This window comes from Rhizobium mongolense USDA 1844, from assembly GCF_000419765.1.
Taxonomy (GTDB): domain Bacteria; phylum Pseudomonadota; class Alphaproteobacteria; order Rhizobiales; family Rhizobiaceae; genus Rhizobium; species Rhizobium mongolense.
Genome location: NZ_ATTQ01000007.1, coordinates 268,030 through 294,549, shown reverse-complemented (window position 1 = coordinate 294,549; position 26,520 = coordinate 268,030). Strand labels below are relative to the sequence as shown.

30 protein-coding genes, 1 tRNA gene and 1 pseudogene are annotated in these 26,520 nt (G+C 59.9%); 21 read left to right on the top strand and 11 right to left on the bottom strand.

The window, feature by feature from the left end; translation table 11 throughout:
- Window positions 1-53: 53 nt before the first annotated feature.
- From A3C3_RS38535 to A3C3_RS0116100, 3 genes are read left to right on the top strand one after another with little or no spacing between them, the layout of a single operon-like run.
- The gene (locus tag A3C3_RS38535) at window positions 54-599 is read left to right on the top strand and encodes an HK97 family phage prohead protease (protein ID WP_022715619.1); all 546 of its coding nucleotides are present in this window, start codon (window positions 54-56) and stop codon (window positions 597-599) included.
- Window positions 600-603: 4 nt separating this feature from the next.
- A complete protein-coding gene (locus A3C3_RS0116105) occupies window positions 604-1,827 on the top strand; it encodes a phage portal protein (RefSeq protein WP_022715618.1) in 1,224 nt (407 codons plus the stop codon).
- Window positions 1,824-2,195: a hypothetical protein gene (locus A3C3_RS0116100; RefSeq protein WP_022715617.1), complete on the top strand. Its 372-nt coding sequence runs from the start codon at window positions 1,824-1,826 to the stop codon at window positions 2,193-2,195. The genes A3C3_RS0116105 and A3C3_RS0116100 overlap by 4 nt, the downstream gene beginning before the upstream one ends.
- Window positions 2,196-3,078: 883 nt before the next feature.
- Here the strand turns inward: A3C3_RS0116100 and A3C3_RS0116095 are convergent.
- A tRNA-Ser gene (locus A3C3_RS0116095) sits at window positions 3,079-3,168 on the bottom strand.
- 272 nt (window positions 3,169-3,440) lie between these two features.
- On the opposite strand from A3C3_RS0116095, the gene A3C3_RS0116090 reads away from it, so the two are divergent.
- From A3C3_RS0116090 to A3C3_RS0116075, 4 genes are all read left to right on the top strand, one after another.
- A complete protein-coding gene (locus A3C3_RS0116090) occupies window positions 3,441-4,526 on the top strand; it encodes a septal ring lytic transglycosylase RlpA family protein (protein WP_028739698.1) in 1,086 nt (361 codons plus the stop codon).
- A 72-nt stretch (window positions 4,527-4,598) separates the two neighbouring features.
- Window positions 4,599-5,792 (top strand): D-alanyl-D-alanine carboxypeptidase family protein, encoded by a 1,194-nt coding sequence (locus tag A3C3_RS0116085; protein WP_022715615.1) that lies wholly within the window; start codon window positions 4,599-4,601, stop codon window positions 5,790-5,792.
- Window positions 5,793-5,927: 135 nt separating this feature from the next.
- Window positions 5,928-6,611: a dTMP kinase gene (gene tmk, locus A3C3_RS0116080; RefSeq protein WP_022715614.1), complete on the top strand. Its 684-nt coding sequence runs from the start codon at window positions 5,928-5,930 to the stop codon at window positions 6,609-6,611.
- Complete coding sequence (locus tag A3C3_RS0116075; protein WP_022715613.1) at window positions 6,604-7,629, top strand: DNA polymerase III subunit delta'; 1,026 nt, start codon at window positions 6,604-6,606, stop codon at window positions 7,627-7,629. Before tmk ends, A3C3_RS0116075 begins: the two co-directional genes overlap by 8 nt.
- On the opposite strand, the gene A3C3_RS0116070 is transcribed toward A3C3_RS0116075, so the two are convergent.
- Window positions 7,630-8,430, bottom strand: a complete 801-nt coding sequence (locus tag A3C3_RS0116070; RefSeq protein ID WP_022715612.1) for a sulfite exporter TauE/SafE family protein — start codon at window positions 8,428-8,430, stop codon at window positions 7,630-7,632.
- Window positions 8,431-8,668: 238 nt separating this feature from the next.
- On the opposite strand from A3C3_RS0116070, the gene metG reads away from it, so the two are divergent.
- The 3 genes from metG to A3C3_RS0116055 are packed head-to-tail and all read left to right on the top strand — an operon-like array spanning window position 8,669 to window position 11,864.
- On the top strand, window positions 8,669-10,219 hold the full coding sequence (gene metG, locus A3C3_RS0116065) for a methionine--tRNA ligase (protein ID WP_028739697.1): 1,551 nt from the start codon (window positions 8,669-8,671) through the stop codon (window positions 10,217-10,219).
- Between the two features lie 9 nt (window positions 10,220-10,228).
- Complete coding sequence (locus tag A3C3_RS0116060; RefSeq protein ID WP_022715610.1) at window positions 10,229-11,011, top strand: TatD family hydrolase; 783 nt, start codon at window positions 10,229-10,231, stop codon at window positions 11,009-11,011.
- 4 nt (window positions 11,012-11,015) lie between these two features.
- Complete coding sequence (locus A3C3_RS0116055) at window positions 11,016-11,864, top strand: MBL fold metallo-hydrolase (RefSeq protein WP_022715609.1); 849 nt, start codon at window positions 11,016-11,018, stop codon at window positions 11,862-11,864.
- Window positions 11,865-11,887: 23 nt separating this feature from the next.
- Here the strand turns inward: A3C3_RS0116055 and A3C3_RS0116050 are convergent, their stop codons facing one another.
- Both A3C3_RS0116050 and A3C3_RS0116045 read right to left on the bottom strand, forming a co-directional pair.
- Window positions 11,888-12,697: a class I SAM-dependent methyltransferase gene (locus A3C3_RS0116050; protein WP_022715608.1), complete on the bottom strand. Its 810-nt coding sequence runs from the start codon at window positions 12,695-12,697 to the stop codon at window positions 11,888-11,890.
- Window positions 12,698-13,237: 540 nt separating this feature from the next.
- Window positions 13,238-14,392 carry an MFS transporter gene (locus tag A3C3_RS0116045; RefSeq protein ID WP_022715607.1) on the bottom strand — a complete coding sequence of 385 codons (1,155 nt, stop codon included), beginning with the start codon at window positions 14,390-14,392 and terminating at the stop codon, window positions 13,238-13,240.
- A gap of 669 nt (window positions 14,393-15,061) precedes the next feature.
- Between A3C3_RS0116045 and A3C3_RS43685 the strand changes: the two are divergent.
- The 5 genes and pseudogenes from A3C3_RS43685 to A3C3_RS0116020 all read left to right on the top strand — a co-directional run.
- Window positions 15,062-15,267: pseudogene (locus A3C3_RS43685) on the top strand (ISNCY family transposase); the annotation flags it as partial.
- 152 nt (window positions 15,268-15,419) lie between these two features.
- Entirely contained in the window at window positions 15,420-15,734 is a 315-nt protein-coding gene (locus A3C3_RS0116035) for an ArsR/SmtB family transcription factor (RefSeq protein WP_022715605.1), read from the top strand.
- A gap of 2 nt (window positions 15,735-15,736) precedes the next feature.
- Window positions 15,737-16,201: an SRPBCC family protein gene (locus A3C3_RS0116030; protein ID WP_022715604.1), complete on the top strand. Its 465-nt coding sequence runs from the start codon at window positions 15,737-15,739 to the stop codon at window positions 16,199-16,201.
- 45 nt (window positions 16,202-16,246) lie between these two features.
- Window positions 16,247-16,663 (top strand): GFA family protein, encoded by a 417-nt coding sequence (locus A3C3_RS0116025; protein ID WP_022715603.1) that lies wholly within the window; start codon window positions 16,247-16,249, stop codon window positions 16,661-16,663.
- Window positions 16,664-16,795: 132 nt separating this feature from the next.
- Entirely contained in the window at window positions 16,796-17,188 is a 393-nt protein-coding gene (locus tag A3C3_RS0116020) for a GFA family protein (RefSeq protein ID WP_022715602.1), read from the top strand.
- Window positions 17,189-17,252: 64 nt separating this feature from the next.
- Here the strand turns inward: A3C3_RS0116020 and A3C3_RS0116015 are convergent, their stop codons facing one another.
- Entirely contained in the window at window positions 17,253-18,761 is a 1,509-nt protein-coding gene (locus A3C3_RS0116015) for a winged helix-turn-helix domain-containing tetratricopeptide repeat protein (RefSeq protein WP_028739696.1), read from the bottom strand.
- A gap of 134 nt (window positions 18,762-18,895) precedes the next feature.
- On the opposite strand from A3C3_RS0116015, the gene A3C3_RS0116010 reads away from it, so the two are divergent.
- The 3 genes from A3C3_RS0116010 (at window position 18,896) to A3C3_RS0116000 (ending at window position 21,089) form a co-directional block, all read left to right on the top strand.
- On the top strand, window positions 18,896-19,111 hold the full coding sequence (locus A3C3_RS0116010) for a DUF1127 domain-containing protein (protein WP_022715600.1): 216 nt from the start codon (window positions 18,896-18,898) through the stop codon (window positions 19,109-19,111).
- Between the two features lie 13 nt (window positions 19,112-19,124).
- Complete coding sequence (locus A3C3_RS0116005) at window positions 19,125-20,333, top strand: MFS transporter (RefSeq protein WP_022715599.1); 1,209 nt, start codon at window positions 19,125-19,127, stop codon at window positions 20,331-20,333.
- A 327-nt stretch (window positions 20,334-20,660) separates the two neighbouring features.
- Window positions 20,661-21,089, top strand: coding sequence for a DUF4864 domain-containing protein (locus tag A3C3_RS0116000; protein WP_022715598.1), 429 nt, complete (start codon window positions 20,661-20,663; stop codon window positions 21,087-21,089).
- A 212-nt stretch (window positions 21,090-21,301) separates the two neighbouring features.
- Here the strand turns inward: A3C3_RS0116000 and tgt are convergent, their stop codons facing one another.
- The 5 genes from tgt to coaD form a co-directional block, all read right to left on the bottom strand.
- Window positions 21,302-22,432: a tRNA guanosine(34) transglycosylase Tgt gene (gene tgt, locus A3C3_RS0115995; protein WP_022715597.1), complete on the bottom strand. Its 1,131-nt coding sequence runs from the start codon at window positions 22,430-22,432 to the stop codon at window positions 21,302-21,304.
- Complete coding sequence (queA, locus tag A3C3_RS0115990; RefSeq protein WP_022715596.1) at window positions 22,429-23,514, bottom strand: tRNA preQ1(34) S-adenosylmethionine ribosyltransferase-isomerase QueA; 1,086 nt, start codon at window positions 23,512-23,514, stop codon at window positions 22,429-22,431. The genes tgt and queA overlap by 4 nt, the downstream gene beginning before the upstream one ends.
- 71 nt (window positions 23,515-23,585) lie before the next feature.
- The gene (locus tag A3C3_RS0115985; protein WP_022715595.1) at window positions 23,586-24,095 is read right to left on the bottom strand and encodes a peptidylprolyl isomerase; all 510 of its coding nucleotides are present in this window, start codon (window positions 24,093-24,095) and stop codon (window positions 23,586-23,588) included.
- Between the two features lie 24 nt (window positions 24,096-24,119).
- Entirely contained in the window at window positions 24,120-24,686 is a 567-nt protein-coding gene (locus A3C3_RS0115980) for a peptidylprolyl isomerase (protein ID WP_022715594.1), read from the bottom strand.
- 27 nt (window positions 24,687-24,713) lie between these two features.
- A complete protein-coding gene (gene coaD, locus A3C3_RS0115975) occupies window positions 24,714-25,208 on the bottom strand; it encodes a pantetheine-phosphate adenylyltransferase (RefSeq protein WP_022715593.1) in 495 nt (164 codons plus the stop codon).
- Between the two features lie 182 nt (window positions 25,209-25,390).
- Between coaD and A3C3_RS47060 the strand changes: the two genes are divergently transcribed.
- The 3 genes from A3C3_RS47060 to A3C3_RS46115 all read left to right on the top strand — a co-directional run bounded on the left by A3C3_RS47060 (window position 25,391) and on the right by A3C3_RS46115 (window position 26,031).
- Window positions 25,391-25,543 carry a hypothetical protein gene (locus A3C3_RS47060; RefSeq protein WP_233450634.1) on the top strand — a complete coding sequence of 51 codons (153 nt, stop codon included), beginning with the start codon at window positions 25,391-25,393 and terminating at the stop codon, window positions 25,541-25,543.
- Window positions 25,544-25,674: 131 nt separating this feature from the next.
- Complete coding sequence (locus A3C3_RS45285; protein WP_145611842.1) at window positions 25,675-25,860, top strand: hypothetical protein; 186 nt, start codon at window positions 25,675-25,677, stop codon at window positions 25,858-25,860.
- Window positions 25,861-25,893: 33 nt separating this feature from the next.
- Window positions 25,894-26,031 (top strand): hypothetical protein, encoded by a 138-nt coding sequence (locus tag A3C3_RS46115; protein WP_022715591.1) that lies wholly within the window; start codon window positions 25,894-25,896, stop codon window positions 26,029-26,031.
- Window positions 26,032-26,130: 99 nt separating this feature from the next.
- Here A3C3_RS46115 and A3C3_RS0115955 read toward each other — a convergent pair whose 3' ends face one another.
- Entirely contained in the window at window positions 26,131-26,349 is a 219-nt protein-coding gene (locus A3C3_RS0115955) for a hypothetical protein (protein ID WP_051154480.1), read from the bottom strand.
- Window positions 26,350-26,520: the final 171 nt, after the last annotated feature.

Genomic DNA, 26,520 nt, shown 5'->3' with positions numbered 1-26,520 from the left:
GGCTATGCGGCCAGCCCCCTCCTACCGCCACCTGACGAAAGGAGACAAGGCTTATGCAGACTGAAAAAAGACTAGCCGCTGCGCCGTTTAGCGAAATCACCGGGCGCATACTGACGGGCTACGCAGTGCTTTGGGGCGTCGAAACTCGTATCGGCGACTTCACGGAAGTATTCGAACCCGGCAGCTTTACAAAGACCCTCACCAACCGCGAGTCCAGGCATCGCGATATTCTACTCCTCACGGACCACGACGCGTCTCAGCTACTGGCACGGCAAGCCAATGCGAGCCTGCGAATCAGCGAGGACTCACGCGGGCTGAAGGTCGAAGCAACCTTGCCAGAAACGCAGCTCGGCAACGACATCAAGGCCATGGCGGAATCCAAGCTGCTTGGCGGCCTGTCGATAGGTTTCATCGCCGCTGACGATAGCTGGACCGGCAACAAGCGCACCGTACGGCAAGCAGACCTGCTGGAAATCTCGGTCATCCGGGCTCATGCCGCCGTCGAGCCTACCGCCCATACACTGAGCCTTCGCAAGCTGCATTCGGACGCTGAGGCCGACCTGCGAGCCCGTTTGTACACATATTATCTGGGAGCCTAAGCCAATGGCCAAATCTCAAAATTCCCTTCGTGGCCTGTTTGGCGGTCTCTTCCGCAAGACTCCCGAAACCCGCGCAACCGACGTGTCTGACCCCCTCGTGGCCTCTATCCTCGGCTATGCACCCACGGCAAGCGCAGCGCTCAACATGTCGACGGCTTCCCGCTGCATCAGCTTGATTACTGGCGCGTTTGCGAGCGCTGACGTCACATTGTACCGGCAGGATCGCAATGACGGCAGCCCTGAGCCGGCTGTAGGGCACGCTCTTTATGATCTGATGCTGAATGGCACGGCGGATATGTCCGCTTATGAGCTGAAGTCTGCTCTGATGGAAAGCCTTGTGTCATACGGCGAGTCATTCGCGAAAGTCAGCTTCGACAACCAAGGCAGGCTGACGAATTTGGCGCCAATTGAATGGCATAACGTCAGCGTCGAGCTGATTGGCAACGGCCGTATGCAGTATAGGGTTGTTGATCCGCTGCGGAACAATGCCGTTACCGTCCATTCAAGCAACGACATTTTCCATGCCAAGTGGCGTCCGAAGAACCTGCGCGGCCGCTCGCCGCTCGCTCTGGCCGCTCTGTCGATGGGCATTGCCAGTGATTTCGAGAGCGCTATTGCTACCGATGCGCGTTCTGGCTTCAAGGCAGGCGGCATTCTGACAGCGCCGAACGCTATTGGCGACGACACGGCCAAGCGTTTGAAAGCGACTTTCGAGTCCAGCTACATGGGTGCGGCTGGCACTGGCAAAGTCGCTGTTTTGGGCGACGGCCTCAAGTTCGACCGCATGGCGCTTTCGAACAGCGATAATGAGGTTTTGGAGAATCGCCGCTTGAACGCCTACCTCGTGGCGCAGGCCTTCGGCGTTCCTCCGGATGTTGCGGGCTTGCCTTTTCACAGCACGTGGTCATCGGCGAGCGAGGCTAACCGCCAGTTCGTGAACCTCGCGGCTGAAGTCTGGTCGCAATGCTTGTGCCATCAGTTGTGCGCATTTGTGCTTGGCTCCCGTGAGCGAAAAACGCTCTATCTCGCGGCCAAGTGGGATTCGCTTATTTCCGGCTCATTGCAGGAGCGTTCGGCAGCCTACAACAGCCTCACGTCGGCCGGAATCATGACGCTAAACGAAGCTCGCCAGACCATGGATTTGAAGCCGCTCGAAAACGGAAATCAACTCCGCGTCCCGCTCAATACGGCGCCAGCTGCGGGCGGGAAGCCGGGAGTCGTAGCATGACGAAGTTCAAACTACTGGCCGTCTACAAGGCCAGTGAGCGCTCTTGGCGGCATAGCCCAGTCAAGAATCCGGCAGCGCACGCGGAGGTGTTCTTCCCCGATCTGGCTTTGACTATGCGCGGCATTCAGCTCCTAGGGAGCGAGCGTCGAGGCTGGTACTTGAGGCTCCCAAGCCTGCTCAGGAACGGCCTGCAGACGCTCAGGATCGGGGATAAACCCATGCTTGCTGAGATGGTGAAGGAAATTGTTGCCGCGCTTCCTACTGCGCCTGAGCTTGACCTTGGCGAAGGGGAGGAGGCTGCGTTGCAGACGGTCGAAGGCGATATTATCGCGGCTTTTCCCGGCTCAGACCCTATCCGAAAATCCTAACCGCTTAGCCACGCCAACCGCGCGGCGGCTTCCCGCATCCAATCTTGCCGGGCGGGGAGAAGGCGAGATTCAGTTAGCAGTAGGGACGGCAAGTAGGGGCCTCAAGGGGCCCCTTTTTGTCTTTTTCTGGAGATAAGGACTAAGAATCAGACTAGCGTGATCCTTAACTACCCTGTGAATTAGCTGGGAAAAAAGCGGGTACTTATCAACACTTGGGCGGTCATGGCCGCGATTTTCCCCTTGACTTCTCCTTGCATCAAGGTATGCAGAGGCAACAACGTTAAGCCATTGATAGAAAAGTATTTTTTACCGAAATTGATTCGCGTCGTCGTAAGATTTGCGTCTCAGCGAACACGTTACCTGTTGCAACACATTGCAAATGCGTCTACTCAATTTACGTATCCACAGCGGATACACAAAAAAAGAGCCCCGCCTAAGCGGGGCTAAGTTGATGCTACTTCGACTGGTTAGGCGATGAACGCGGGGGAACGCGGCCAACGTCGGCAATGGGCGCGAACTTGTTCCCATTGCCCCAGTCTGAAGCGCCAGTATCGGATAACCGAAACGGGCCTACTAATCGAGCATACTATCCGCACGGGCTTTATCCTTTCTGGATAAAGGCAAGGAGAGCTTGCCACCCCTTCGGTCACTTCCGCCGAAGCTAGAGTCCTCCCACAACAGTTTGGACTAGAAAGCTCCGAATCAGGCGAGCGCGAATGCGTATGCCACCTTGCTTATCTACAAGGTGCTGAAAACCTTGGCAAGTCGAGCATTGTTCATGATTTGTTTTTTGCGTTTTATGCACATTGCTTGGGGAAAACGATTAATCGCAGTTATGGCAATCGGCACAAAGCTACAAAAAACATAACAAAATCAACGTAACTGGCGGAAGAGGTGGGATTCGAACCCACGGTACGGTTTCCCGCACGCCGGTTTTCAAGACCGGTTCCTTAAACCACTCGGACACTCTTCCTTGCGCGCCTTATGGCGCAAAGGATATGGCCAATGCAAGGGTCGGGCGCAAAAATCTACCGCCGAAGGACCCGGCTGGATGACGACTGCGCGATGCGCCGTTAGGATTCTGTAAACCATGGTTATTAAAATTGTTTCTATCACCGCGAAATCATTCGCAAATTCGCCATGATGGCCGCCAAGTTAAAGTCTCGTTAGGTGAGTGGGCGTAGGCATAACTGGCCCGTTGTCGGGCAGGTTCTTAACCATACGATCTTGGGCGGCGTGGGACATATGAGACTGGAATACGGGGCGACCTCTTTCGCAACGGGTACACGGTGGCTGGCGTTGGCGTTGATGTGCGCCACCGTCACGGCTTGCGGTACGGCTTCGCAGGTGCCGAAGAAGCGCGCTCACGGCAAGGAATATTTCTCCGAAAAAGAATATGGCGTCAAAGCCAGCCCGCGCGTTGCCAGTGGCGCCAACATACCGAAGGGCGGCGGGCGCTACATCGTCGGCAACCCTTATGAGGTCAAGGGCAAGTGGTATTATCCCAAGGAGGACTTCGCTTATAACAAGGTGGGCGTAGCCTCGTGGTATGGCTCCGCATTTCACGGCCGGTTGACGGCAAACGGCGAAGTCTACGACCAGATGCATCTTTCCGCCGCGCATCCGACTTTCCCTTTGCCGAGCTACGCACGCGTCACAAATCTCGAAAACGGATCGTCGGTGGTCGTGCGCGTCAACGACCGCGGCCCTTATCATGAAGGCCGCATCATCGATCTTTCCAACAAGACGGCGGACATGCTCGACCTGCAGCACAGCGGCACCGGCAAGGTGCGCGTGCAGTATGTCGGCAAGGCGCGCATGGATGGGCACGACATGCCCTACCTGATGGCGTCCTACGTGCCGAAGGGAAGCCGGATTCCGGGCGTCAATCCGGGAGGTCAGATCGCAACCGGGGTGATGGTGGCGTCGAACAGCAAGCGGATCACCGGCGATCAGCTGCAAAGCCTTGGGACTTTGACCGTGGATCAATCGCGTGTGCCGGTGCCTATGTCTGCGACGGCCTATGGCGGCTCGACGCCGAGCGCGCGCTACAATGCGGCACCGGTGGCGACACCAGCTTCCGTTCTCGGAAATTCAGGACAGGCTTTCGGGCAGATGGTCGTGCTTCCGGAAATCGGACCCGTTCCCTATGAACGTCCATATGGCTACGGGCAGGGCGGTTCGCTCGCGATGGGCTACCAGGACGAGGACGTGAAGACGGTGACCGTGGAGCTTGCTTTCGACGCCGTCATGGTCCGCAATGACGGACTGACGCAGGATTCGATCCTCGCCTCCCTCAAGCGCCAGCAGGCAAAACAGCTCGCGCCCTGATTGGAAGCGATTGCGCGCAGCGCGCGCTGCCTCTAACGTCCGGAGTCGAACCTTCGATCCCATGGAGCCTCGATGTTGAAGCGTCTGCTTCGTCTTTGTGCGTGCCTTCTGCCCTTCGCTTCGCCATCCTACGCTGCCGAAACCGCGCCCGCCGGCTTTGTGACCAAGGCCGCACAGGCCTACATGATCGAGGCATCCACCGGAACGGTGCTGCTTGCAAAGAACGAAGAGCAGAGTTTTTCACCTGCCTCGCTCGCAAAGCTGATGACGATGGATCTGGTCTTCGGTTCGTTGAAGAAGGGCGACATCACGCTCGACACCGAATATCCGGTTTCCGAATATGCCTGGCGGACGGGAGGTGCTCCGTCTCGGACGGCAACGATGTTTGCCGTGCTGAAATCCCGCATACGTGTTGAGGACTTGATCAAGGGCGTCGCCATCCAGGGTGCCAACGACGGATGCATCATCCTTGCGGAGGGCATGAGCGGCACGGAGGGCAATTTCGCTGCCGCAATGACGCGGCGGGCGGAGGTGCTCGGCATGCCGAAAACGGTCTTCGGAAACTCGACCGGCCTGCCGGACGGCAAGAGCAAGGTATCGGCGCGTGACTTGGTGACGCTTGCGATCGATCTGCAGCAATCCTATCCCGAATATTATCGATATTTCGCGCAGCCGGATTTCGAGTGGAACAGGATTTTTCAGCGCAACCGCAATCCTTTGCTCGGCCTTGGACTTGGCGCGGACGGACTGGCGACCGGCTTTGCAGAGGGCGAGGGATATTCGATCGTCGCCTCGGCGGAGCGAGATGGAAAGCGGCTCTTCCTGGCGCTCGGCGGCATTGCTTCCGACAAGGAACGGACCGAGGAGGCAAAGCGCATCCTGGAATGGGGGCAGACGGCCTTCGAGGACCGGCAGCTTTTCGCGGACGAGGAGATCGTCGGCGAGGCCAGCGTCTATGGCGGCCAGGCCGGAAAGGTGGACCTGGTCGCGAAGGGGGCTGTCAGCGTCTTCATTCCGGTAAGCAATCCTGACAGGCTCTCGGCGCGGATCGTTTACCGCTGGCCGCTGATGGCGCCCGTTGCTGCCGATGCCGAAGTGGGCGCGCTGGTCATATCGGCGGGCGGCCGCGTGTTGCGCGAGGTACCGCTCTACACCGCACATGGCGTTGAGCAAGGTTCGCTCACGAGCCGGGCGGTCGACGCGCTTCTGGAACTCGGCGAATCGCTGTTTTTCTCGTGGCTCTGGGACAAGGCCGAGCCCACCTGATCGCCATATTCATTGCCTAAAATACCGGGGAAGGACCGGAAGGCGCCCAGCCTGAAGGTTTCGCTTGGCCCTGTCTTCGGATAGATAGGAAGAAAGCCCGGTGGCACGGGCGCTGAAGAATACGGGAATGCATCATTGTCATCCGGTACGGGATTGTTCGTTACGTTTGAAGGCGGGGAAGGGGCTGGGAAATCCACGCAGATCCGCCTGCTGGCGGAAGCGCTGAGGGCGCGCGGCCATGAGGTTCTGCTGACGCGGGAACCCGGCGGCTCACCTGGTGCGGAAGCCGTGCGCCACGTACTGCTGTCCGGTAGCGCGGAAGCCTTCGGCACGCGCATGGAAGCCATTCTCTTCGCCGCAGCCCGTAACGATCACGTCGAAGCGGTCATTCGCCCGGCGCTTCTCCAGGGCAAGATCGTGCTGTGCGACCGGTTCATGGATTCCTCGCGCGTCTATCAAGGCGTGACGGGCAATCTCGAGGCGGACTTCATCGAGACGCTGCAGCGGATCGCCGTCAACGGCGTCGTACCAGATTGCACGCTGATCCTCGACATTCCGGCAAGGCTTGGTCTGGAGCGAGTGAAGAAGCGCAGTGCGGCGACGGCGGACGGACCGGACCGTTTCGAAAAGGAAGAACTTGAGACGCACGAAAAACGCCGCGAAGCCTACCTCGACATAGCCGCGCGTGAACCGCAGCGGTGCCACGTCGTCAACGCGATACAGGACGAAGAGCCGATTGCCGCGGAAATTCTTGCGATCGTCGATCAGCTTCTTGGGCCTGTTGCCGTCGTCAAGATGCCGGAGGCCGCGCATGAGTGACGAGCGGCCGGGGCTTCTGGACGGCGCCATCTGGCCGGCCGAAAACACGAAGCTCTTCGGGCATGACGAAGCCCAGGCTTTTCTTTCTCAATCCTATCGCTCCGGCAAGGGCCATCACGCGGTCCTGATCGAGGGGCCGGAGGGGATCGGCAAGGCCACGCTCGCTTTTCGCTTTGCAAACTACGTTCTGTCGAATCCCGATCCGGCAACAGCGCCTGCAGCGATCGGCGATCCTGATGCGGCCTCTGCTGTCAGCCGCCAGATCGCTTCGGGGGCGTCGCATAACCTGCTTTATCTTTCGCGTCCCGTTGACGAAAAGACAGGCAAGGTGAAGTCGGCGATCACGGTGGACGAGGTGCGGCGCGCCGGACGCTTTTTCTCGCAGACCTCCGGAACCGGAAACTGGCGCATCGTCATCATCGATCCGGCAGACGACATGAACCGCAATGCGGCCAATGCCATCCTGAAAATTCTGGAGGAGCCGCCCAAACGTGCGCTTTTCCTCGTGCTGTCGCATGCGCCGGGAAAACTTCTGGCGACAATCCGTTCACGGTGCCTGCCACTTAAGCTTTCGCCGCTGGATAATAGCGCCTTGGGCGCGGCACTCGCCAATCTCGGCGTAACCGGCAGCGATGCCTCGATGATATCGATCGCGAAAGGCAGCGTCGGGGAGGCGCTGAAGCTCCTGAACTACGGCGGCGGCGAGATCATCGCGGCATACAACGAGGTCCTGTCGGCTCAAGGCCCGACGGCTCGAAAGGCAATGCATCGTTTGGCGGATGCCTTGTCCGGCAAGGACAGCGACACGATATTCGAATTCTTCGTGAGCCATGTCGGCGACGACCTGATGCACCGGGCGCGCCACGCGGCACAGGCAGGCGAGGTTTCCACCGCCGAACGGCTGGCACGCCTGCAATCCGATATCAACGAGCGGCTTGCCGTTTCCAACGCTTACAACCTCGACCGCAAGCAGACGATCCTCAGCATTCTCGGCGACATCAAGCAGCCGGGCCTCTGATCAGCCCGCAAGCAGTTTCCAGGCGACGATCGCGAGCGTGAGCGCAAGCACGATGCGAATGGTGCGTTCATGCAGCTTCGGCGCCAGGAGGCTGCCGGCGATGATGCCCGGAATCGAGCCGACCAGCAGTGCCAACAGCAGGAGCCAGTCGATCTCGCCGATGATCCAGTAGCCCATGCCGCCGATGAGCGTCAGCGGCACCGCGTGGACGATATCGGAGCCGACGATTTCGCGGACATCCAGCCGCGGATAAAGCACAAGCAGTATCGTTACCCCGAGTGCACCGGCACCGACCGATGTCAGTGTGACTAGGATGCCGAGAGCCAGCCCGAGGATGACGGTGAGAACGGCAATCGTCGCCGGACGGGGCGGGGCGCGCTCGCCAGTGACCCGGCGGGCAAAGGCGAGAATCTGCGCGCGGAAGACAAGCATCACGGCCGTCATGACGAGCAGCCAGCCAAGCGCTGCGGTAATCGTATGGGCAACCTCGATGCTCTTGCGGTCGACGCCTGCCATCAGCCAGAGCATCAGGAGCGCTGCGGGAACACTGCCCGCCCCGAGCGCACCGACAACTCGCCAGTTGATACGGCCATGCATGCCATGGACCGCCGTGCCCGCCGTCTTGGTGACGGCGGCATAGAGCAGGTCGGTTCCGACCGCGGTTGCCGGATGGACGCCGAATAACAGGACGAGCAGCGGCGTCATCAGCGAGCCGCCGCCAACGCCGGTGATGCCGACAAGCGCGCCGACGAAAAAGCCGGAAAGTGAATAGAGAGGCTGAAAATTTTCGAGAAACGTCAAGCGACGGACCCCTGACAGACAGAGAAACGGCTTTTGCCCGCTGCTGGAAATCTCACGTCGGTTGCGCCCCGTCCTTCAGTTTCGCAAGGCCTAGAATGTGGCAGAAAGCGAGTCAAGCTCAGCGCTTCGGCAAACCGCCAAATCATAAGCGGTTTCGAAACTTAGTGTTTCTCTTCTTCATGACATGCGCTAAGAGCGGCTGATATTTCGAGAGAGTAAGCCCGACACGATGGCCGCCATGACAGACAAGACGCCCTTCTACATCACAACCGCGATTTCCTACCCGAACGGCAAGCCGCATATCGGCCATGCCTACGAGCTGATCGCGACCGACGCCATGGCGCGCTTCCAGCGCCTCGATGGCCGTGATGTCTTCTTTCTGACGGGCACCGACGAGCACGGCCAGAAAATGCAGCAGACGGCGCGCGCGGAGGGAATTACCGCCCAGGAGCTTGCCGAGCGCAACTCCGGCGAGTTCCAGGCGATGGCCCAGCTTCTGAATGCCTCGAACGACGATTTCATCCGCACGACGGAACCCCGCCACCACGAAGCCTCCAGCGACATCTGGAAGCTGATGGCGGAAAACGGCGACATCTACAAGGATTCCTACGCCGGCTGGTATTCTGTGCGCGACGAAGCCTACTACCAGGAGAACGAGACGGAGCTCCGCGCCGACGGCGTGCGCTACGGGCCGCAGGGCACGCCCGTCGAATGGGTGGAAGAGGAAAGCTACTTCTTCAGGCTTTCCGAATACCAAGACAAGCTCCTCAAGCACTACGAGGACAATCCCGATTTCATCGGTCCTGCCGAACGGCGCAACGAAGTGGTTTCCTTCGTCAAGTCCGGCTTGAAGGACCTTTCGATTTCGCGCACGACCTTCGACTGGGGCATCAAGGTGCCCAACGATCCGTCGCATGTCATGTATGTCTGGGTCGACGCGCTGACCAACTACATCACGGCGACCGGCTATCTCCAGGATCCGAACGGCCCGAGGGCGAAGTACTGGCCGGCCGACATTCATGTCATCGGCAAGGACATCATCCGCTTCCATGCGGTTTATTGGCCCGCCTTCCTGATGTCGGCCAGGCTGCCGCTGCCGAAGCGGGTCTTTGCGCATGGCTTCCTGCTCAACAAGGGCGAGAAGATGTCGAAGTCGCTCGGCAATGTCGTTGATCCCGTCAACCTGGTGAACCATTTCGGTCTCGATCAGGTGCGGTATTTCTTCCTGCGCGAAGTTTCCTTCGGCCAGGACGGCAGCTACAGCGAAGAGGCGATCGGCACGCGGATCAATTCCGACCTTGCGAACGGCATCGGCAATCTCGCGAGCCGCTCCTTGTCTATGATCGTCAAAAATTGCGACGGCAAGATACCGGAATGCGGACCGTTGACCGACGAGGACAAGGCGATGCTGGCGCAGGCCGATGCGCTGCTCGCGTCGACGCGCGAGGACATGGACAAGCAGATGATCCACAGGGCGCTCGCTTCCATCATCGCCGTCGTTTCGGAAACCGACCGTTATTTTGCAAGCCAGGAGCCGTGGGCGCTGAAGAAGACCGATCCGGCGCGGATGGGCACCGTGCTTTATGTCACCGCTGAAGTCGTCCGCCAGATCGCGATCCTGTTGCAGCCGTTCATGCCGGAATCGGCAGGTAAGCTGCTCGACCTCGTTGCCGCGCCAGCCGACAAGCGCGGTTTCGCGGCATTGGGCGAAGCCGGACGCCTTGTTCCCGGAACGCCGCTGGAGGCCCCAAAGCCTGTGTTCCCGCGCTATGTGGCGCCGGAAACCTGAGGGTCTGCCATGCTGATCGATACGCATTGCCATCTGGATTTCGCCGATTTCGAAGAGGAGCGAGACGATATCGTTTCACGCGCTCGCCAGGCAGGTGTGAAGCAGATGGTGACGATCTCGACGCGGGTGCGGAAACTCGAAAAGCTGCTCGCGATCACCGAGAAATATCCCTCGGTCTTCTGCTCGGTCGGCACGCATCCGAACAATGCGGATGAGGAGCTCGACATTCAGACCGAAGATCTCGTGCGCCTCGCCAAGGAACATGAGAAGGTCGTCGCGATCGGTGAAGCCGGGCTCGATTACTTCTACGACACGCAGAAGCCAGAAAACCAGAAGACAGGCTTTCTGCGCCATATCGCTGCCGCGCGCGAAACACAGTTGCCGCTTGTGATCCATAGCCGCAGTGCCGACGAGGACATGGCGGCAATCCTGACGTCAGAAACGGGGAAGGGGGCCTTCCCCTTTATTCTCCATTGCTTCTCGGCCGGTCCCGAGCTTGCCCGAACCGGCGTCGAACTCGGCGGCTACATCTCTTTCTCTGGCATCCTCACATTTCCGAAATCCGAGGAGTTGCGGGCGATCGCAAAAACAGTCCCGCACGACCGGCTGCTGGTCGAAACCGACGCGCCTTACCTTGCGCCGAAGCGCTGGCGCGGCAAGCGCAACGAGCCGTCCTATGTGGTGAACACCGCCGAGGTTCTGGCTGAAACGCTCGGCATCAGCTATGCAGAGATGGCGCGGATCACCACCGAGAATGCTTTCCGGCTCTTCTCGAAGATGCCGAAGGTCTAGCCGCGTGAGCTACCGGCGGCGCTTCACCATTCTCGGCTGCGCGTCGTCGCCCGGCGTGCCGCGCATTACCGGCGATTGGGGCGCCTGCGATCCGGCCAATCCGAAGAACCGCCGTACGCGTGCAGCCTTTATGGTGCAGCAATACGACGACAACGGCGGGGTCACGACCGTCGTCATCGACACCGGATCGGATTTCCGCGAGCAGATGATTGCCGCCAGGGTGCAGCACATCGATGCTGTGCTTTACACGCATCCCCATGCCGACCACATTCACGGCATCGACGATCTGCGCGGCTATTTCCACAACGCACAGCAGCGCGTGCCGATCTATGCCAATCCGTTCACGATGGACCGCATCCGCCAGGGCTTCGGCTATTGCATCGAAACGCCGCCCGGCAGCAATTATCCGCCGATCGTCGAACCGATCCTGATCGAGGACATGACGCCTATCGCCATCAGCGGCGCTGGAGGCACGATTTCATTCCGACCGCATCTGCAGCAGCACGGCGACATACATTCGCTTGGCTTTAGAATCGGTGATGTCGCCTATTGCAGCGATATCAGCGACTTTCCGCCGGAGACTGTCGCAAAACTTCAGGATCTGGACATCCTGATTATCGACGCGCTGCAATACCGCTATCATCCGAGCCACCTGTCGCTTGAGCAATCTCTCGACTGGATCGGGCGGCTGAAGCCGAAGCGGGCGATCCTGACGCATATGCATACGCCGCTCGACTACGACACCGTGATGGCCGAGACACCCGAACACGTCGAACCCGCCTATGATCAGATGCAGTTCGAGGTCAAAGTGGATGAGCTCCGAGCGATCTGGCACGACCTGGGCACGGATTAGTGACCGGTATTTTGCGGCACCGGCTAGCGAACCTCGGCGATAACGACATGAGCACGTAGGTTTCCCTGAATCCGTCCGCTGCCAAAGCGCTGTTCGAACGCGGCGGCGACCGCTTGAACAGCCTTTTCGTCATCGGCAGCGCGTGCGGCGATCTCCATTTTCAATGGCGTACCCCGACAGAATGCTATGGCGACGTCGCGCGGCGAGGGCGCATGCGCGGCCATGTCTATCGTTTCGATCGTCACTTTCCGGAAGCCCGCGTGCCTGAGATCGGTCTCGATCGTCTCTCGCTCGTAATAGCCATGCGGCGTTCGTTCGAGAAAACGCGTGGGGTCGTCGGGAAAGGCCGCGACGATTGCCTCGGAAACGGTGCGGGCAATTTCGTTCTCGGCAAGCGAGGCCCAGGTGTTGAAAAGAAACGTTCCTCCAGGCTTCAGCACCCTTAGTATCTGGCCATAACCGCGCTGCTTGTCCAGAAAGAACATGACGCCGAACTGGCAGGCGACAACATCGAAGCTTGCGCTCTCAAAGGGCAGCTCAAGTGCGTCCGCCTGTTTCCACTCGACCTGGCGGCCAACGCCTTTCTTCGCTGCAATATCGAGCATCGCCTGGTTTAGATCGGTAGCGACGATTTGGACCTCCGGCGCAAGCCTGGCCGCCATGGCCCGTGTCAGCACCCCCGATCCTGCGGCGACTTCCAGAACACATTCAGGATGGCAGCTCGCGACGCGGGCCGCCAAATCCGAGGCGTATCCTTCGAACAGGATCGGCACGAGGAACTGCTCGTAGATCGCGGGAATGTCTCCCTGGAAATGCGCGTCGGTCGCGGTCATTATCCTCTTCTCCTTGGCTTGCCGGCGCATCGCCCCGAGCGAGTGATCTTACCATCTGGACGCACGACGCAGCGGAGCGCTGTCTCTCGATACTTTCCTCGTTCCGAGTAAACTGTCACACTCAACAGCCAAGGCAACTAGCCCAAAAGACCTAGTCAGGATCACTACCTCGACGGTCAACCGGAGACGGCAGGCATCGCCGGTTGAACCGACCGGGAGCGTAGGCTCCCATCTTTTCGGCGCCTGGAGATCAGATGACACAGTGAGGGTCGCTGCCCCTCCGCAGCGGCATCCTGGTCGGATCCACCCATCCAAGATCTCGACAGCAGCGCAACACGACCCCAAGGTCATTCTGCCGTCTAGCGTCCCCGAGATCGATCAGCGCCCACCAGGTGGGGACTTACGTTTGGTGCCCCGTACGAACTCGCCGGCGCGGAGCAGGGCTGTCGACGGACGGCGGGGCCGCGCCGTTTGTGGCCGCATAGCTGGGCAGGTGTTTATATCCCAGTAAATGCCAACGGAGCAGTTTCCATAGTGCATTTAGACAGCAGCCAATCGGCGGCGAGCGGAGAGGGACCGAACACATATTAAAGCGGAAAGTATGACTGGCAGGCATACAAGGTAGGCTGTCCTGATACCAGCGTGCTCCGCCACAAAACCGAGAAGCGGTGGGGCGAGGAAGAACACGACAAACGACATCTGGCCCAGCGCCGCGACATTGAGGTGGGAGGCTCGGTCCGAGCGCCGCGCCGCTGCAGAAACGGCAAGGGGGTATACCACGCTACAACCGCCGCCCATGAGCGCAAATCCAACAAGGGCGACATATTGATGCGGAGCAAGCCACACCGCGCAAAGCCCGACGGCCGACACGAGGAGCAGTGTCAACGCGACCGTCCGGGAGCCGAAGCGATCGACAAACGGATCCGCAAACAACCTCGTCAAAGCCATGAAGAAGGTGAAAAGCGTGAGGCCCAGCCCTCCGACGAACGGTTCGGATTGGAAGACATCGCGCATGTAGATCGCCGACCAATCAATGCCCGCGCCCTCGACCAGGAATGCGGCGATACCAATGACGCAAAGAGGAAGCAGTGCAACTGTCGGAAGCGCGATACGCCCCGCGTCTGCATGATCAAGCGCCGCTCTTGCAGGGGCATTGCGCATGCCAGCGATTACTATCGTACCCGCGATCAGGACAAACCCGAACGTCAATCCAAGATGAAGCTGCGTTGATACGCCGGCCTGGCGGACTGCGGCCGAAACCAGGGCTGTGACGAAAAAGCCAAGGCTCCAGAATCCATGTGCCCGGTTCATCACGCCCCGTCCAAGCTGCGCCTCGATGCGGTCAATCTCGACGTTGAGATTAATCTCCAACGCTCCTGCCAGCAGTCCTTCGCACAGAAGAATGCCGAAAACTAAAGGAGCAGTACTCACCCAAGGCACAAGAGCAAGACACGCGGACGTTCCCAACACGGTAAGAAAAGCGGTGGTGCGTGCGCCGAGGCGGGCCACGATGGGGGACGAAAACGTTAGTGAAACCAACGCGCCGACCGCTGCTCCAATTAGCGTCAAACCGAGTTCAGATTTGTCAATCTGGAGGGCGTCTTGAATGTCCGGAAGGCGCGACAGCATAGCGCCCATCGAAACAGCGAACAGGAAGAAGCAGACATAAATCCGCTGCTGCGGTCCGATGTGCATGTTGTGGCTCCGGAGCTAGTGCGGTGGGAGACCTCCTTTTAGGAGAACTGCCTCCCGATAACAACATGAACGCTCGCTCTTAAGTGGCGTAGGACGCGGTTTATGGCGTTTGATTGCCTCGACGCGTCTCAACACAGACGCAAACGAGCGACCCAAGAAGCGTTGTCGCGTATACCGAGCCTTCTGGGTGCCGCTGTGGAACAGACGACTAAGCGCTTTCGGTGAATGGCCGCAGCGATCGATGCTTGTAGTTCGTGTTCGCCCGCAGTGTTGGCTATCGTAACCACGATGCAAAATGCGGGAGCGGACCTCGTTGGTGGAGCCAATCACGCTACAAGATTATTCTGGCACGACCGTTTGTGCCAGTTCTTCTTCTCCGTTCTTACAGGTGTCAGCCTTCGCTCATCGGCTCTGATATGTTCCATAATCTATCTTATGCGATCATTGGGTGTAAGGGCTATTTAGTGATGCGACACATAGGCCGGTTAGAGATGCGACGGTCTCGCCTCTCGACGCACTGGTCAAAGCCAACGTTGGGAGCAAGGATGACGACCTTAAGCCTGGTCGAGCCATGAGCGGTCGGAGTCGTCATGTCCTGTTTGATCACCATGTCGCAGAAGGAATTGCATCGCCTCGAAGTCATCCAGAAGATCCGTGACGAGCGCCTGAGCGTTGTCCAGGCCGTCGAACAACCGGATCAGTGACGGTGTTCGGGATTACGGCGTGACGCTGGTTCGCGAACGGTATGCGGACTTCGGTCCACGCTGGCGGCCGAGAAGCTTGCTGCCCGAGATGGATTGCGTGTGTCGCGCGAGACATTGCGCAGCTGGATGGTGGATGCTGGCCTGTGGCGATCACGCAAGCAGCGGCGGACGTGACCGACTGATTGAGGTGCTGCAATCCCTGCCCCATGCCGCTCGATGCTCGATCACCTTCGATCGTTGCCAATTGAGATGCAGGTAAATACCTGCGCTTGACAGGCAGGTAAACGCCTGCATATTATGGTTTTCACATTCGAGTGAGACCGATGGACGCCGACAAGGTTTTCAAAGCGCTGGGCGACCCGACACGCAGAAAGCTGCTTGACCTTCTTTGTGAGAAGAATGGGCAGACGCTCGGCCAGCTATGCGACAACCTGGACATGGCCCGGCAATCCGTCACGCAGCACCTCGGAATATTGGAGACGGCCAATCTAGTGAGCACGGTTAGGCGCGGTCGGGAGAAGCTGCATTTCATCAACCCCGTGCCGCTCCACGAGGTCTACGAACGGTGGGTGCGGAAATTCGAACATCAGCGGCTCAGCCTGCTGCATGATCTCAAGAATGAACTCGAAGGAGGGTAACAATGACCAAAGAGACGACCAGCTTTGTATACGTGACCTATATTCTCTCGACCCCGGAAAAGGTGTTCGAGGCCATAACGAAACCGGACGTCGCACGGCGATACTGGGGCCACGAGAACGTCTCCGACTGGAAGCCAGGATCGAAATGGGAACATATCCGTGCCAACGATGAACGGACTGTCGAACTCGTCGGCAAGGTCATTGAGGTCTCGCCGCCGACCCGTCTCGTCATCACCTGGGCGAATGCTTCGCAGGCCTCCGACCCGGCAAGCTACAGCCGGGTGACGTTCGCGATCGAGGAATACGACACCATGGTCCGGCTGACCGTCACCCATGACGAGCTCGAAGCCGGCAGCGGGATGGCGAAAGGTATCAAACAAGGTTGGCCGGCCGTCCTGTCCAGCCTGAAATCCTTCCTGGAAACTGGCCGCGGCATTGACCTTTTCGCCAAGCCAAAATCGGCCTGATCCCTTGCGGTGCCCATCAACAAGTCTGCCAGCGGGAGAATGACAGTGACCAAGACCTATACCGGCGGATGCGCGTGCGGCGCGATCCGCTATGAAACGAGTAGCGAACCTATCTTCGAGAACCACTGCCAATGTCGCGATTGCCAGAAACGAAGTGGCACGGGGCATGGATCATACCTGACCTTCCCCCACCGAGCCGATGTGACGATTACGGGCGACGCGAACACCTGGCGGGTAGCGGGCGACAGCGGGAACGAGAAGGTCCACGCCTTCTGCCCGACCTGTGGAACGCCGGTCCATCTGACATTTGTCGCAATGCCGGAGCTGATTGCGGTCCCCGCGACCAGCCTTGACGACCCTGGCCAATTCAACCCGCAGGTGGTCACATACACCATCCGCGGCCATGGGTGGGACACGATTGATTCCTCGTTGCAGAAATTCGAGCGAATGCCACTCGGATAAATTCGGTTGAGAGCAATACGAAATTGCTGGCAATGTTAGTGGTCGCTAGCGCCCTCCCCGAGCTGCCTTGCAACCCGGACCAGCCGGTCAGATCGAGGCGGGTCCGACCGTTTGACTTAGAGGAGACGCAGCATGGACAGATTCACTGGCGGTTGCCTCTGCGGCAACGTCCGAATTGTGGCGTCGGGACTCCCATACCGAGTCGGCCTTTGTCATTGTCTCGACTGTCGCAAGCATCATGGGGCTCTTTTTCACGCTTCCGCGATCTTCCCTCAGGATGCGGTGACGATCGATGGCGAAGCAAGAGACTACGCCGGGCGGTTTTTCTGTCCCCGCTGCGGCTCGCCCGTTTTCGCGCGCACCGCAGACGAAATCGAAGTGAACCTGGGATCCCTGGATGCAACTGACCAGCTGATGCCAACCTACGAAAGCTGGATCGTCCGTCGCGAGTCCTGGTTGCCGCCGTTTCCGATGACGAGACGATACGACCGCGATCGTGACGCCACGAGCCGCTTTGAGCAATAGGTCGCAGAACGGGTGCGCGGGCCCCGTTACAGCAGTCCTCGGATCTAATGGCCGTTTGGGAGGGTCACTCCGGAAGACCGGCCTTGCGGTAGCCATCAACGAAATGCTCGAGCGTCGCAGCGTCGCGGAATGGCTCTGTCGTGGCCCAGTGATGGGTCGTGAAATGCGGGTTGCCGACGAGGAACAGTTCGACCTCTGCGCGCGCCTCGTCGAGCCGGCCCAGTTGGGCAAGGCTTGCCGCCAGGAAACGGCGTGAGCTTGTACGATAAGTCTCTTCCCGACGCAGTGTCTCGACAGCGGCTTCGTATTCACCGGCCGCATATTGCGCCTGGCCGAGCGTCAGATAGTACCAGCTTGCCGGAAGCGGGTTCAGCCGGAACGCCTTGCGGATGTGCTCAAGGCCCTCCTCGACCCGCCCGGCCAGGACCGTAATGTCGGATAACGCGGCCCACGTGTCGGCTTCGTTCGGGTCGAGCTCGATCGCCTTGGCGAATTCCGCGTCCGCCTCGGCGAAGCTGCGCTCATAGGCAAGCAAGTAAGCAAGGATCCAGCGACAGCCAGCATCGTTGGGATCGAGTGTTACAGCTTTGCGCGCCAGCTCCAAAGCGTCGCTGCGGGCAGCTTCTGTTGGTCCGCCGCTATGTACCCATCCCATCCAGTGGTTCACGGCAAGCCAGCGATAGGCCTCGGCATATTCGGGATCGAGCGAAACCGCGCGCGTCAGCATCAGATGCGCTTCCCGCGCCGTCTGCGGCGAGTCGTCCATCAGCTTGCGCGCCCGCACGCAGAGATCGTAAGCCTCGAGATTTTTGGGTCGATTGCGCGGCGGCGGTGCGCGCAGCCGGCCGAGCAGCGCCTCGACGATCTTGCCAGTGACCTCGTCCTGAACGGCAAAGATATCGTCCAGGCTGCGATCGAAGCGTTCAGCCCATAGATGATCGCCACTCACCGCGTCGACCAGCTGGGCGTTGATGCGTACGCGCCCCGCGGCACGTCTTGCGCTCCCCTCCAGGAGGTAGCGCACGCCGAGGTCCTCAGCGATCCCGCGCACATCCATCGCCTTTCCCTTGTAAGCAAGGGCCGAGTTGCGTGCGATGACGAACAGGCCGGAGATCCTGGACAGGTCGGTAATCAGGTCTTCGGTCAACCCATCCGCGAAGAATTCCTGCTCGGGATCGTTGCTGACATTCACGAAGGGCAGCACGGCTATCGATGGCTTGTCGGGCAGCGGCAAAGGTTTTCGCTTCGCGCCACCGAGGTGTTCGATTAGCCCCGTGAAGCGGTAGCCGACCCGCGGAACCGTGGCGATCCATTCCCCCCCATTGGCGGTCGGACCAAGCAGCTTCCTGAGCTGCGCGATCTGGACGGTGAGGTTGCCTTCCTCGACGGCCGTGCCCGGCCATGCCGCGTCCATCAACTCGGCCTTGCTCAGGATTTCGCCAGGCCGTCCGACGAGCGCCGCAAGCAGCTTTAGTCCGCGGTAGCCGACAGCAACGGGATCATCATTCCGAAGGAGCGTTCCCGCACCCGGATCAAGCACGAACGGACCAAAGGCAAAGCGCGATCCCAGCATGCGGCGCATCTATAGCCCGTTTTGAAGTTTTTGGAACTATTTGGGAGAGCTTAATTACGGCGCTGTTCGTATCCTGCAGAATTCATCCTCTTCAGGTCGAGGGCTCTTGGCCGTCAAACCATATGGAGGTTGCTATGAACGATTTTCCCTCCGTGGGACTGGCGGAAGTGCGGCGTCGGACCTACAGCCTGGCAGCCCTGCGAAGCGTTATCGCGACCTGGGACGAGCGGAAACGCTTTCGCTGGCAACTTGAGCAAAAGTCGAAGGATGATCCCCACTTGATCGACGATATCGGTCTGACGAGGCGGCAGGTCGAGGCAGAGATCGCCAAGCCCTTCTGGCAACGATAAGGCGAGCGCTGCAATGACACCGGATCGCGAGTTTCCGAGGGCCGCAACGGTTTGCCGGCACTTGCACGCCACGACATCCCCGCGAGAGGATCGGATCTCACGGGCCGCGATGGCGGGCATCATCGCGACCGTCACGGTGTTCGCCGTGGCACAGGGACTGACCTATCCCCTGCTCAGCTTCATCCTCGAGCGGCAGGAGACGACGCCCGGTCTGATCGGCTTGTCGGCGGCGATGACGCCGCTGGGTTTCATTGTATCCGCGCCCTTCATTCCGACGCTGGCGAGGCGCGTGGGCGCGGCGCGGCTTGCGATCCTTTGTTCCACCCTCGCCGCGCTCATCCTGATCGCGATTGCCTGGACCCAGGAGGTCTGGGCCTGGATGCCTCTGCGCTTCCTGCTCGGCTTCTTCGCCAATCCGCTTTACGTAATCAGCGAAACCTGGCTGATCGCGATCACGCCCGCGCCACGCCGGGGCCGCATCATGGGCCTCTATTCATCGATCGTTTCGGGTGGCTTCGCCATCGGCCCGCTGTCGCTCGGCCTTGTCGGCACACAGGGCTGGCCGCCCTTCATCATTGGCATTGTGGCCTTCCCTCTTTGCGGCCTGATCGTGCTTGCGGTCGTGCCGCGCCTGCCGAAGATGCCGCATGAAGGCGAGGCAACATCGGTCGGCGGATTCTTCGCACAGGCACCCCTTCTGTTGTTCGCGGTTTTCACTGCTGCGGCCTTCGAGCAAGTCGTGATTTCCTTGTTCACGGTTTATGGTGCCGCGCTTGGCAGTGCCGATGCGCGCATCGCTTCGCTCATCGCCTGTTTCACCGCAGGCAATGCCGTGATGCAGATTTTGCTCGGACGCGTGGCCGAACGGTTCGGCTCGACGCGGACCATGTTATTCTGTGCCCTGGCTTCGCTGGCCGGCTGCCTGCTACTGCCGTCGCTCTTCAACGCATGGCTCATCTGGCCGCTCGTTTTCGTCTGGGGCGGGGTCTCGTTCGGGATTTACACCATGTCGCTGATCCATCTCGGCGAGCGTTTCATCGGTCAAGCGTTGATCGCCGGAAACGCGGCCTTCGCGTTCGTATGGGGTATCGGCGGCATCGTGGGCTCGCCTGCGACAGGACTAGCGATGCAACTGATCGGACATCAAGGGCTGCCGTCGTCCCTTGGCCTCATGTGTTTTGTACTGGCGGTGTTTCTGATGGCGCAGAGACGGCGAGGCTGATCGAGCCGCTTGCCTGTCGCCGCGTCGATGGTATGCCGGATTTCACCAAGGAGCCAGCATGACTGCCGAAGATCTCCCAATTCAAAGGGCGTGCGGCCGCGCTTGCTTCCATCGAGGCCGCCATTGCTGGCGGCACACCAACTCGCTGCTGCGAACAGAGAACGAATGACGCTTTCGCTCTTCGACACAGGTGCAAGGTGAAAGCGCAAGGATTCGACGGTGGAGGACGCCGTGCGAGCTGACAGTCTGCATGAACGCAGCAACTGCCCCACTTTCCAAATCCGCAAAGTACTCTACACTCCGCTTTATATCGCCGGAGAGAAATCCATGCGCGCTTTTTACTCGGTGTCTGCGCTGTGTGCTGCTTTGATCTTTGTATCGATACCGGCGCGGGCAGAAGATTCGGTCGAGACGACGCGGCATATCATCGAGGATCAGATTACGGCCTTCCTGAAGGATGATGCGGAGACGGCCTATTCCTTTGCAGCGCCCGGCATTAAAGCGATGTATCCGGACAAGGGCGTCTTCTTTGCGATGGTGAAGAAGAGCTACGAACCCGTCTATCATCCCGGGAACTATGCCTTCGGCCGCAGCCGCTCCATCGATAACGGCGCGATGATCTATCACGAGGTCCTGATATCCGGTCGCGACGGCAAGGACTGGACGGCGATCTACCAGATGATGCGGCAGCCCGACGGCGACTACAAGATCAACGGCGTGCAGATCGTGCCGAACACCGACAGCAAAGGCATTTGACGGCGGTTCAGCCGATCCTGTTCCAAGGCATCCGGGAAAACATGCGAGCGCGGCGTCGAGAAGGCCGGCGAATGCAAAAGCTGCCGGATGCAGGAGAAATCCGCACAGCACCGACAACAGGACCAGCATCCCGACGGTGATCTGGACCTGGCCTGAAGATCGTCAGGCGCGGCGCGCCCTGGCTCGCGCCGACAGCCGGCAGACCATCGGCCTCAAGCGCGCTCGAGATCGCCCTTTGCCCATTCCTCCTGGGTTTCCGCCATGAAATCGGCGAAGCGACCCGCGGCAATCGCCGTGCGGATGCCTTGCATCAGTTCCTGATAGTAGCTGAGATTGTGCCACGAGAGCAGCATGCCGCCGAGCGCCTCGTTGGCGCGGACGAGATGGTGCAGATAGGCGCGCGAATAATCGCGCGAGGCCGGGCAATTCGACTGCTCGTCGAGCGGACGCACATCCTCCGCGTGGCGAGCGTTGCGGATATTGACCTTGCCGCGGCGGGTAAAAGCCAGGCCATGGCGGCCGGAGCGGGTTGGCATCACACAGTCGAACATGTCGATGCCGCGAGCAACCGATTTCAGGATATCATCGGGCGTGCCGACGCCCATGAGGTAGCGCGGCTTTTCGCCGGGCAGCACCGGCAAAGTTTCCTCGAGCATCTTCAGCATGACCTCCTGCGGTTCGCCAACCGCAAGACCGCCGACCGCATAGCCCTTAAGACCAAGCTGTGCCAGCTCTTCGGCCGAGCGAATGCGGAGTGCGGGAATGTCACCGCCCTGCACGATGCCGAACATCGCCTTGCCCAGCTGGTTGCCGAAGGCGACCTTGCAGCGTTCAGCCCAGCGCAGCGAAAGCTCCATTGCGCGTTCAATCTCGCGCGGTTCGGCCGGAAGCGCCACGCATTCGTCAAGCTGCATCTGGATATCGGAGCCGAGCAGGCCCTGGATTTCGATCGAGCGCTCCGGCGACATGTGATGCAGGCTGCCGTCGACATGCGACTTGAAGGTGACGCCCTGCTCGTCGAGCTTGCGAAGACCTGAAAGTGACATGACCTGGAAGCCGCCGGAATCGGTCAGGATCGGATGTTCCCAGCGGATGAGGCTGTGCAGGCCGCCGAGGCGCGCCACGCGCTCTGCCGTCGGGCGCAGCATCAGGTGGTAGGTGTTGCCAAGAATGATGTCGGCGCCCGTTTCGCGAACCTGGTCGAGATACATGGCCTTGACAGTGCCGACCGTGCCGACGGGCATGAACGCGGGCGTGCGGATGGTGCCGCGCGGCATTGAGATCTCGCCGAGGCGGGCGCCTGCATCGGTCCTTCTGAGCGTGAACTGGAAATTCTCGGTCATCTGTCTTTCCGGAAAAGAAGGCTCGCATCCCCGTATGAATAGAAGCGGTAACCTGTCGAAATGGCGTGTTTGTATGCCGCCTGCATGGTTTCGAACCCCGCAAAGGCCGAAACCAGCATGAAGAGCGTCGAGCGCGGCAGGTGGAAATTGGTCATCAGGATATCGACTGTCTTGAAACGGTAGCCGGGCGTGATGAAGATGCCGGTGGCGCCCGCCCAGGCACGGATTCGTCCATCGTCCGCGGTCGCGCTTTCGATCAGCCGTAGCGATGTCGTGCCGACACAAATGATGCGCCCGCCCCTCGCCTTGACGGCATTCAGCTTTGCCGCCGTCTCGGCGCTGACATAGCCGCTTTCGAGATGCATCTTGTGGTCGTCGGTATCATCGGCTTTGACCGGCAGAAAGGTACCGGCGCCGACATGCAGCGTCACGAAATGGCGCTCGACGCCAGCCTTGTCGATGGCCTCAAAAAGTCGTGGCGTGAAATGCAGGCCGGCGGTGGGCGCTGCGACGGCGCCTTCCTCGCGGGCATAGATCGTCTGGTAATCGGTGCGGTCGCGCACGTCGTCCGGACGCTTGGCTGCGATATAGGGCGGCAGCGGGATATGGCCGACGGCGGCGATTGCCTCGTCCAGCGCCGGGCCGGAAAGATCGAAGGCAAGGGTGACTTCACCGCCCTCGCCTTTCTCCTCGACGGTGCAATCGAGCTGGCCGAGGAAGCAGCTTTCACCGTCGTGGCCGAAGGCGATACGATCGCCGATCTTAATGCGTTTGCCGGGCTTGGAAAAAGCCTTCCAGCGGCTCGCGCCGACGCGCATATGCAATGTCGCCGAGACCTGCTGGCCGCCTGCCCCTTCACGATGGCGGATGCCCTCGAGCTGCGCGGGAATGACCTTGGTGTCGTTGAAGACAAGCGCATCACCTGCCCGCAGGAAAGACGGCAGGTCGCTGACGGCATGGTCGCCGAGAACCGGTTGGGCATGCGGATCGATGACGAGCAGGCGCGCGCTATCGCGCGGCTCGGCGGGCCGCAAGGCGATCCGTTCATCCGGAAGGTCGAAATCGAAAAGGTCTACGCGCATCGGGCACTTTCAGGCAAAGCGAAACCCGCCCGGCGCCTTCGCGCAAGGGCGGGTTTCAGCAGAAATCACAATCAGGCGTCGGCGGCAACCCGCATAGAGACGATGGAGTCCGGATCGCTGACCGGTTCGCCCTTCTTGATCGTGTCGACCACATCCATGCCTTCGATGACCTGGCCCCAGACCGAGTATTGCTTGTTCAGCCACGGCGCATCGGTGAAGCAGATGAAGAACTGGCTGTTTGCCGAGTTCGGATTTTGCGAGCGCGCCATCGAGCAGGTGCCGCGGACATGCGGCGTCGCTGAGAATTCGGCCTTCAGGTCCGGCTTCGACGAGCCGCCCATGCCGGCGCGGCCCGGGTTGAAGCTCTCGCCGCCCTTCTTGCCGAACTGGACGTCGCCGGTCTGCGCCATGAAGTCGGGGATGACGCGATGGAAGACGACACCGTCATAGGCCTTCTCGCGAGAAAGCTCCTTAATCCGGGCGACATGCTCGGGGGCCACTTGCGGCAGCAGCTGGATGACAACCTTGCCCTTGGTGGTTTCCAGGATAACGGTGTTTTCCGGATCCTTGATCTCGGCCATTTTCATTCTCCTCGTTTCACGAAATTACTTGCCGGCGGTGACTTTGACCATGCGGTCGGGATCGCTTACTTCGCCGTTCTGGCCGGCGCCGCGCTTGATCTTGTCGACGTTTTCCATGCCGGAGACGACCGTGCCGACCACCGTGTACTGGCCGTTCAGGAAGGAGCCGTCCGCGAACATGATGAAGAACTGCGAGTTTGCCGAATTCGGATCCTGGGCACGCGCCATGCCCACCGTGCCACGCACGAACGGCTTCTTAGAGAATTCGGCCGGAATGTTCGGCAGATCGGAGCCGCCGGTGCCCGCAAGGCTAGGATCGTAGCCCTTTGACATATTGCCATACTGCACGTCGCCGGTCTGCGCCATGAAGCCGTCAATAACGCGGTGGAAGGCCACGTTGTCATAGGCCCCCTTCTTCGCCAGAGCCTCGATCTGCGCAACGTGTTTGGGAGCCACGTCAGGCATCAGCTGGACCACGACGGGACCATCCTTGAGCTGGATCGTCAGCGTGTGATTGGCCTGGGCAAACACGTCGCCAGCGAAGGAGGCGAGGTAAAGCACGCCGGCAAATGCAATATAGAAAAGTTTCATGTGAGCTCCGTTGCGGCGGAAAACGCCTCAAGATTTGCGCTTGGATCGAAGGGCCTTCAAAACGGCGGCCGGCACAAAGGCGCTGACGTCGCCGCCCATGGCCGCGATTTGACGGACCAATGTGGCGGTAATGGGCCGCGAGGCCGTCCCTGCCGGCAGAAAGATTGTCTGCACATCCGGTGCCATCTGCCGATTCATGCCCGCCATCTGCATTTCGTAGTCGAGGTCGGTGCCATCACGAAGGCCGCGGATGAGCAGCGCCGCGCCATGCATGCGCGCAGCATCCACGACCAGATTGTCGAAGGAGACGACGGAAATGCTGCCGCTTTTCTGCGGCATGGCCTCGGCAAGCGCGTTTCGGATCAGCTCCGCCCTCTCCTCGAAGGAAAACAGCGGCGCCTTGCCGGGGTGGATGCCGATCGCAACGATCACTCTTTCAGCGATGTTCAGCGCCTGGACGAGCACGTCCAGGTGTCCGTTGGTGAGCGGGTCGAAGGACCCCGGATAAAAAGCAGTCGTCATAGGACCCGGCCGTTTTGTTCGATGCCTTTTGTCATGGATACCCGCATCCCGCAAGTCATTTGCCGCCCTGCTGAACGGTGGATGAATGCCGCGTTCAACGCGGTTTCAGACGCGATGCGCATAATCGGAAACATCAACGCAGCCGATGCCACCAGCATCGGACACTTCCGAAAGATATCGACATGCTGATCCTGCTTCTCGCCCTTGCCGTCGTTCTCTCCCTACTTGCGGAGCTGGCATATGGCTACCTGCAGGACCGCTATCAGATGCGCTGGGTGCGCGCCGAAGTCACCGAGCATCACGCCATCATGCGGCAGCTCGGAAGGGCGCGTTGAAACCTACTCCCGAATCTGAACGCCAGATGAACAAGGCATTCAAGGTCGCTTCAGACCGGGCTTGCTAAACGACACGCCAACATCCGCCGGAACCATTTTTAGACGGATACGTTCACTTAACCGAAGCGTAGATGCGATACGCTGCACGAAGGGAAAACAAGATGCCCGACAAGATTACCATCATCAATGTATTCTGGATGGCAATGATCACGGGAATGCTTACCGCAACTGTCGCACTCTATGACCAGAAGACCGATACGTCCAAGGTATATGGTCCTTATGCTTCGGCCCGTACGGCCATCATAAGCCAGTACTGAGGAACGTGAACGCAACTTCGGAAAGGATTGCCCATGTTCACGATCTTGACTGTTCTTACCGCTCTCATCAGCGTCATGTTTATCGTGTCAGTGGCGTCAACCGTTTCCGCGCTTCGCCGCGAAAGCGAAGAAGTGAAGGCGTTCGACGAGAAGAAGCACAGCACTTTCTGAGTTGAGTTCCCCTGCCCTTGAGCGCCTTCCCCTCCAGCGCTCGGGGCCATTCAAAAAGCCGGACGCCGTCCCCGCGTCCGGCTTTTTCTTTGGATGGTTTCAGGCCGGCCGGTAGGCTGGCCAGCCGCTTTTGCGGAAACGCAGCACCATCAAGACACCGCAAGCGTAGAGCCCGCGCACATAATCAGGACTTTCGCCGGTCACGACGACGAATGCAGTGCCCAGCGCAGGATCTTCACGCTCTCCGGCCAGCGCGACCGGTCTCTCACCCGGCGGACAGAAGACCATGGCAGCCGGGGCGCCCAGCAGGAAGACCATCGCGAGGATGGATCCTGCAAATGCGTCCCCGTCTTCGAGATCCGTGAAGCCACTGCCATGGCCACCTTCCTTGTTAGGAATCGAATATATACTCGATGCAGGGATCAGCAATCGGCCTGTCGCGCAGCAATTGTGCGAGATCGGCAATCTTCAGACAAGCAGCCGGTCGCT

Excerpts from the sequence above, each read along its gene's own strand:
- queA (WP_022715596.1), bottom strand. The coding sequence starts at position 23,514 with ATGCGCGTAGACCTTTTCGATTTCGACCTTCCGGATGAACGGATCGCC.
- A3C3_RS45285 (WP_145611842.1), top strand. The coding sequence starts at position 25,675 with ATGCGATACGCTGCACGAAGGGAAAACAAGATGCCCGACAAGATTACC.
- tgt (WP_022715597.1), bottom strand. The coding sequence starts at position 22,432 with ATGACCGAGAATTTCCAGTTCACGCTCAGAAGGACCGATGCAGGCGCC.
- A3C3_RS0116015 (WP_028739696.1), bottom strand. The coding sequence starts at position 18,761 with ATGCTGGGATCGCGCTTTGCCTTTGGTCCGTTCGTGCTTGATCCGGGT.
- A3C3_RS47060 (WP_233450634.1), top strand. The coding sequence starts at position 25,391 with ATGCTGATCCTGCTTCTCGCCCTTGCCGTCGTTCTCTCCCTACTTGCG.
- A3C3_RS0116010 (WP_022715600.1), top strand. The coding sequence starts at position 18,896 with ATGAACGATTTTCCCTCCGTGGGACTGGCGGAAGTGCGGCGTCGGACC.
- A3C3_RS38535 (WP_022715619.1), top strand. The coding sequence starts at position 54 with ATGCAGACTGAAAAAAGACTAGCCGCTGCGCCGTTTAGCGAAATCACC.
- A3C3_RS0116020 (WP_022715602.1), top strand. The coding sequence starts at position 16,796 with ATGGACAGATTCACTGGCGGTTGCCTCTGCGGCAACGTCCGAATTGTG.
- A3C3_RS0116045 (WP_022715607.1), bottom strand. The coding sequence starts at position 14,392 with ATGCACATCGGACCGCAGCAGCGGATTTATGTCTGCTTCTTCCTGTTC.
- A3C3_RS0116075 (WP_022715613.1), top strand. The coding sequence starts at position 6,604 with ATGAGTGACGAGCGGCCGGGGCTTCTGGACGGCGCCATCTGGCCGGCC.
- A3C3_RS0116060 (WP_022715610.1), top strand. The coding sequence starts at position 10,229 with ATGCTGATCGATACGCATTGCCATCTGGATTTCGCCGATTTCGAAGAG.
- A3C3_RS0115955 (WP_051154480.1), bottom strand. The coding sequence starts at position 26,349 with ATGGTCTTCCTGCTGGGCGCCCCGGCTGCCATGGTCTTCTGTCCGCCG.
- A3C3_RS0116005 (WP_022715599.1), top strand. The coding sequence starts at position 19,125 with ATGACACCGGATCGCGAGTTTCCGAGGGCCGCAACGGTTTGCCGGCAC.
- A3C3_RS46115 (WP_022715591.1), top strand. The coding sequence starts at position 25,894 with ATGTTCACGATCTTGACTGTTCTTACCGCTCTCATCAGCGTCATGTTT.
- A3C3_RS0115985 (WP_022715595.1), bottom strand. The coding sequence starts at position 24,095 with ATGGCCGAGATCAAGGATCCGGAAAACACCGTTATCCTGGAAACCACC.
- A3C3_RS0116090 (WP_028739698.1), top strand. The coding sequence starts at position 3,441 with ATGAGACTGGAATACGGGGCGACCTCTTTCGCAACGGGTACACGGTGG.
- metG (WP_028739697.1), top strand. The coding sequence starts at position 8,669 with ATGACAGACAAGACGCCCTTCTACATCACAACCGCGATTTCCTACCCG.
- A3C3_RS0115980 (WP_022715594.1), bottom strand. The coding sequence starts at position 24,686 with ATGAAACTTTTCTATATTGCATTTGCCGGCGTGCTTTACCTCGCCTCC.
- A3C3_RS0116035 (WP_022715605.1), top strand. The coding sequence starts at position 15,420 with ATGGACGCCGACAAGGTTTTCAAAGCGCTGGGCGACCCGACACGCAGA.
- A3C3_RS0116100 (WP_022715617.1), top strand. The coding sequence starts at position 1,824 with ATGACGAAGTTCAAACTACTGGCCGTCTACAAGGCCAGTGAGCGCTCT.
- A3C3_RS0116105 (WP_022715618.1), top strand. The coding sequence starts at position 604 with ATGGCCAAATCTCAAAATTCCCTTCGTGGCCTGTTTGGCGGTCTCTTC.
- A3C3_RS0116030 (WP_022715604.1), top strand. The coding sequence starts at position 15,737 with ATGACCAAAGAGACGACCAGCTTTGTATACGTGACCTATATTCTCTCG.
- A3C3_RS0116000 (WP_022715598.1), top strand. The coding sequence starts at position 20,661 with ATGCGCGCTTTTTACTCGGTGTCTGCGCTGTGTGCTGCTTTGATCTTT.
- A3C3_RS0116050 (WP_022715608.1), bottom strand. The coding sequence starts at position 12,697 with ATGACCGCGACCGACGCGCATTTCCAGGGAGACATTCCCGCGATCTAC.
- coaD (WP_022715593.1), bottom strand. The coding sequence starts at position 25,208 with ATGACGACTGCTTTTTATCCGGGGTCCTTCGACCCGCTCACCAACGGA.
- A3C3_RS0116085 (WP_022715615.1), top strand. The coding sequence starts at position 4,599 with ATGTTGAAGCGTCTGCTTCGTCTTTGTGCGTGCCTTCTGCCCTTCGCT.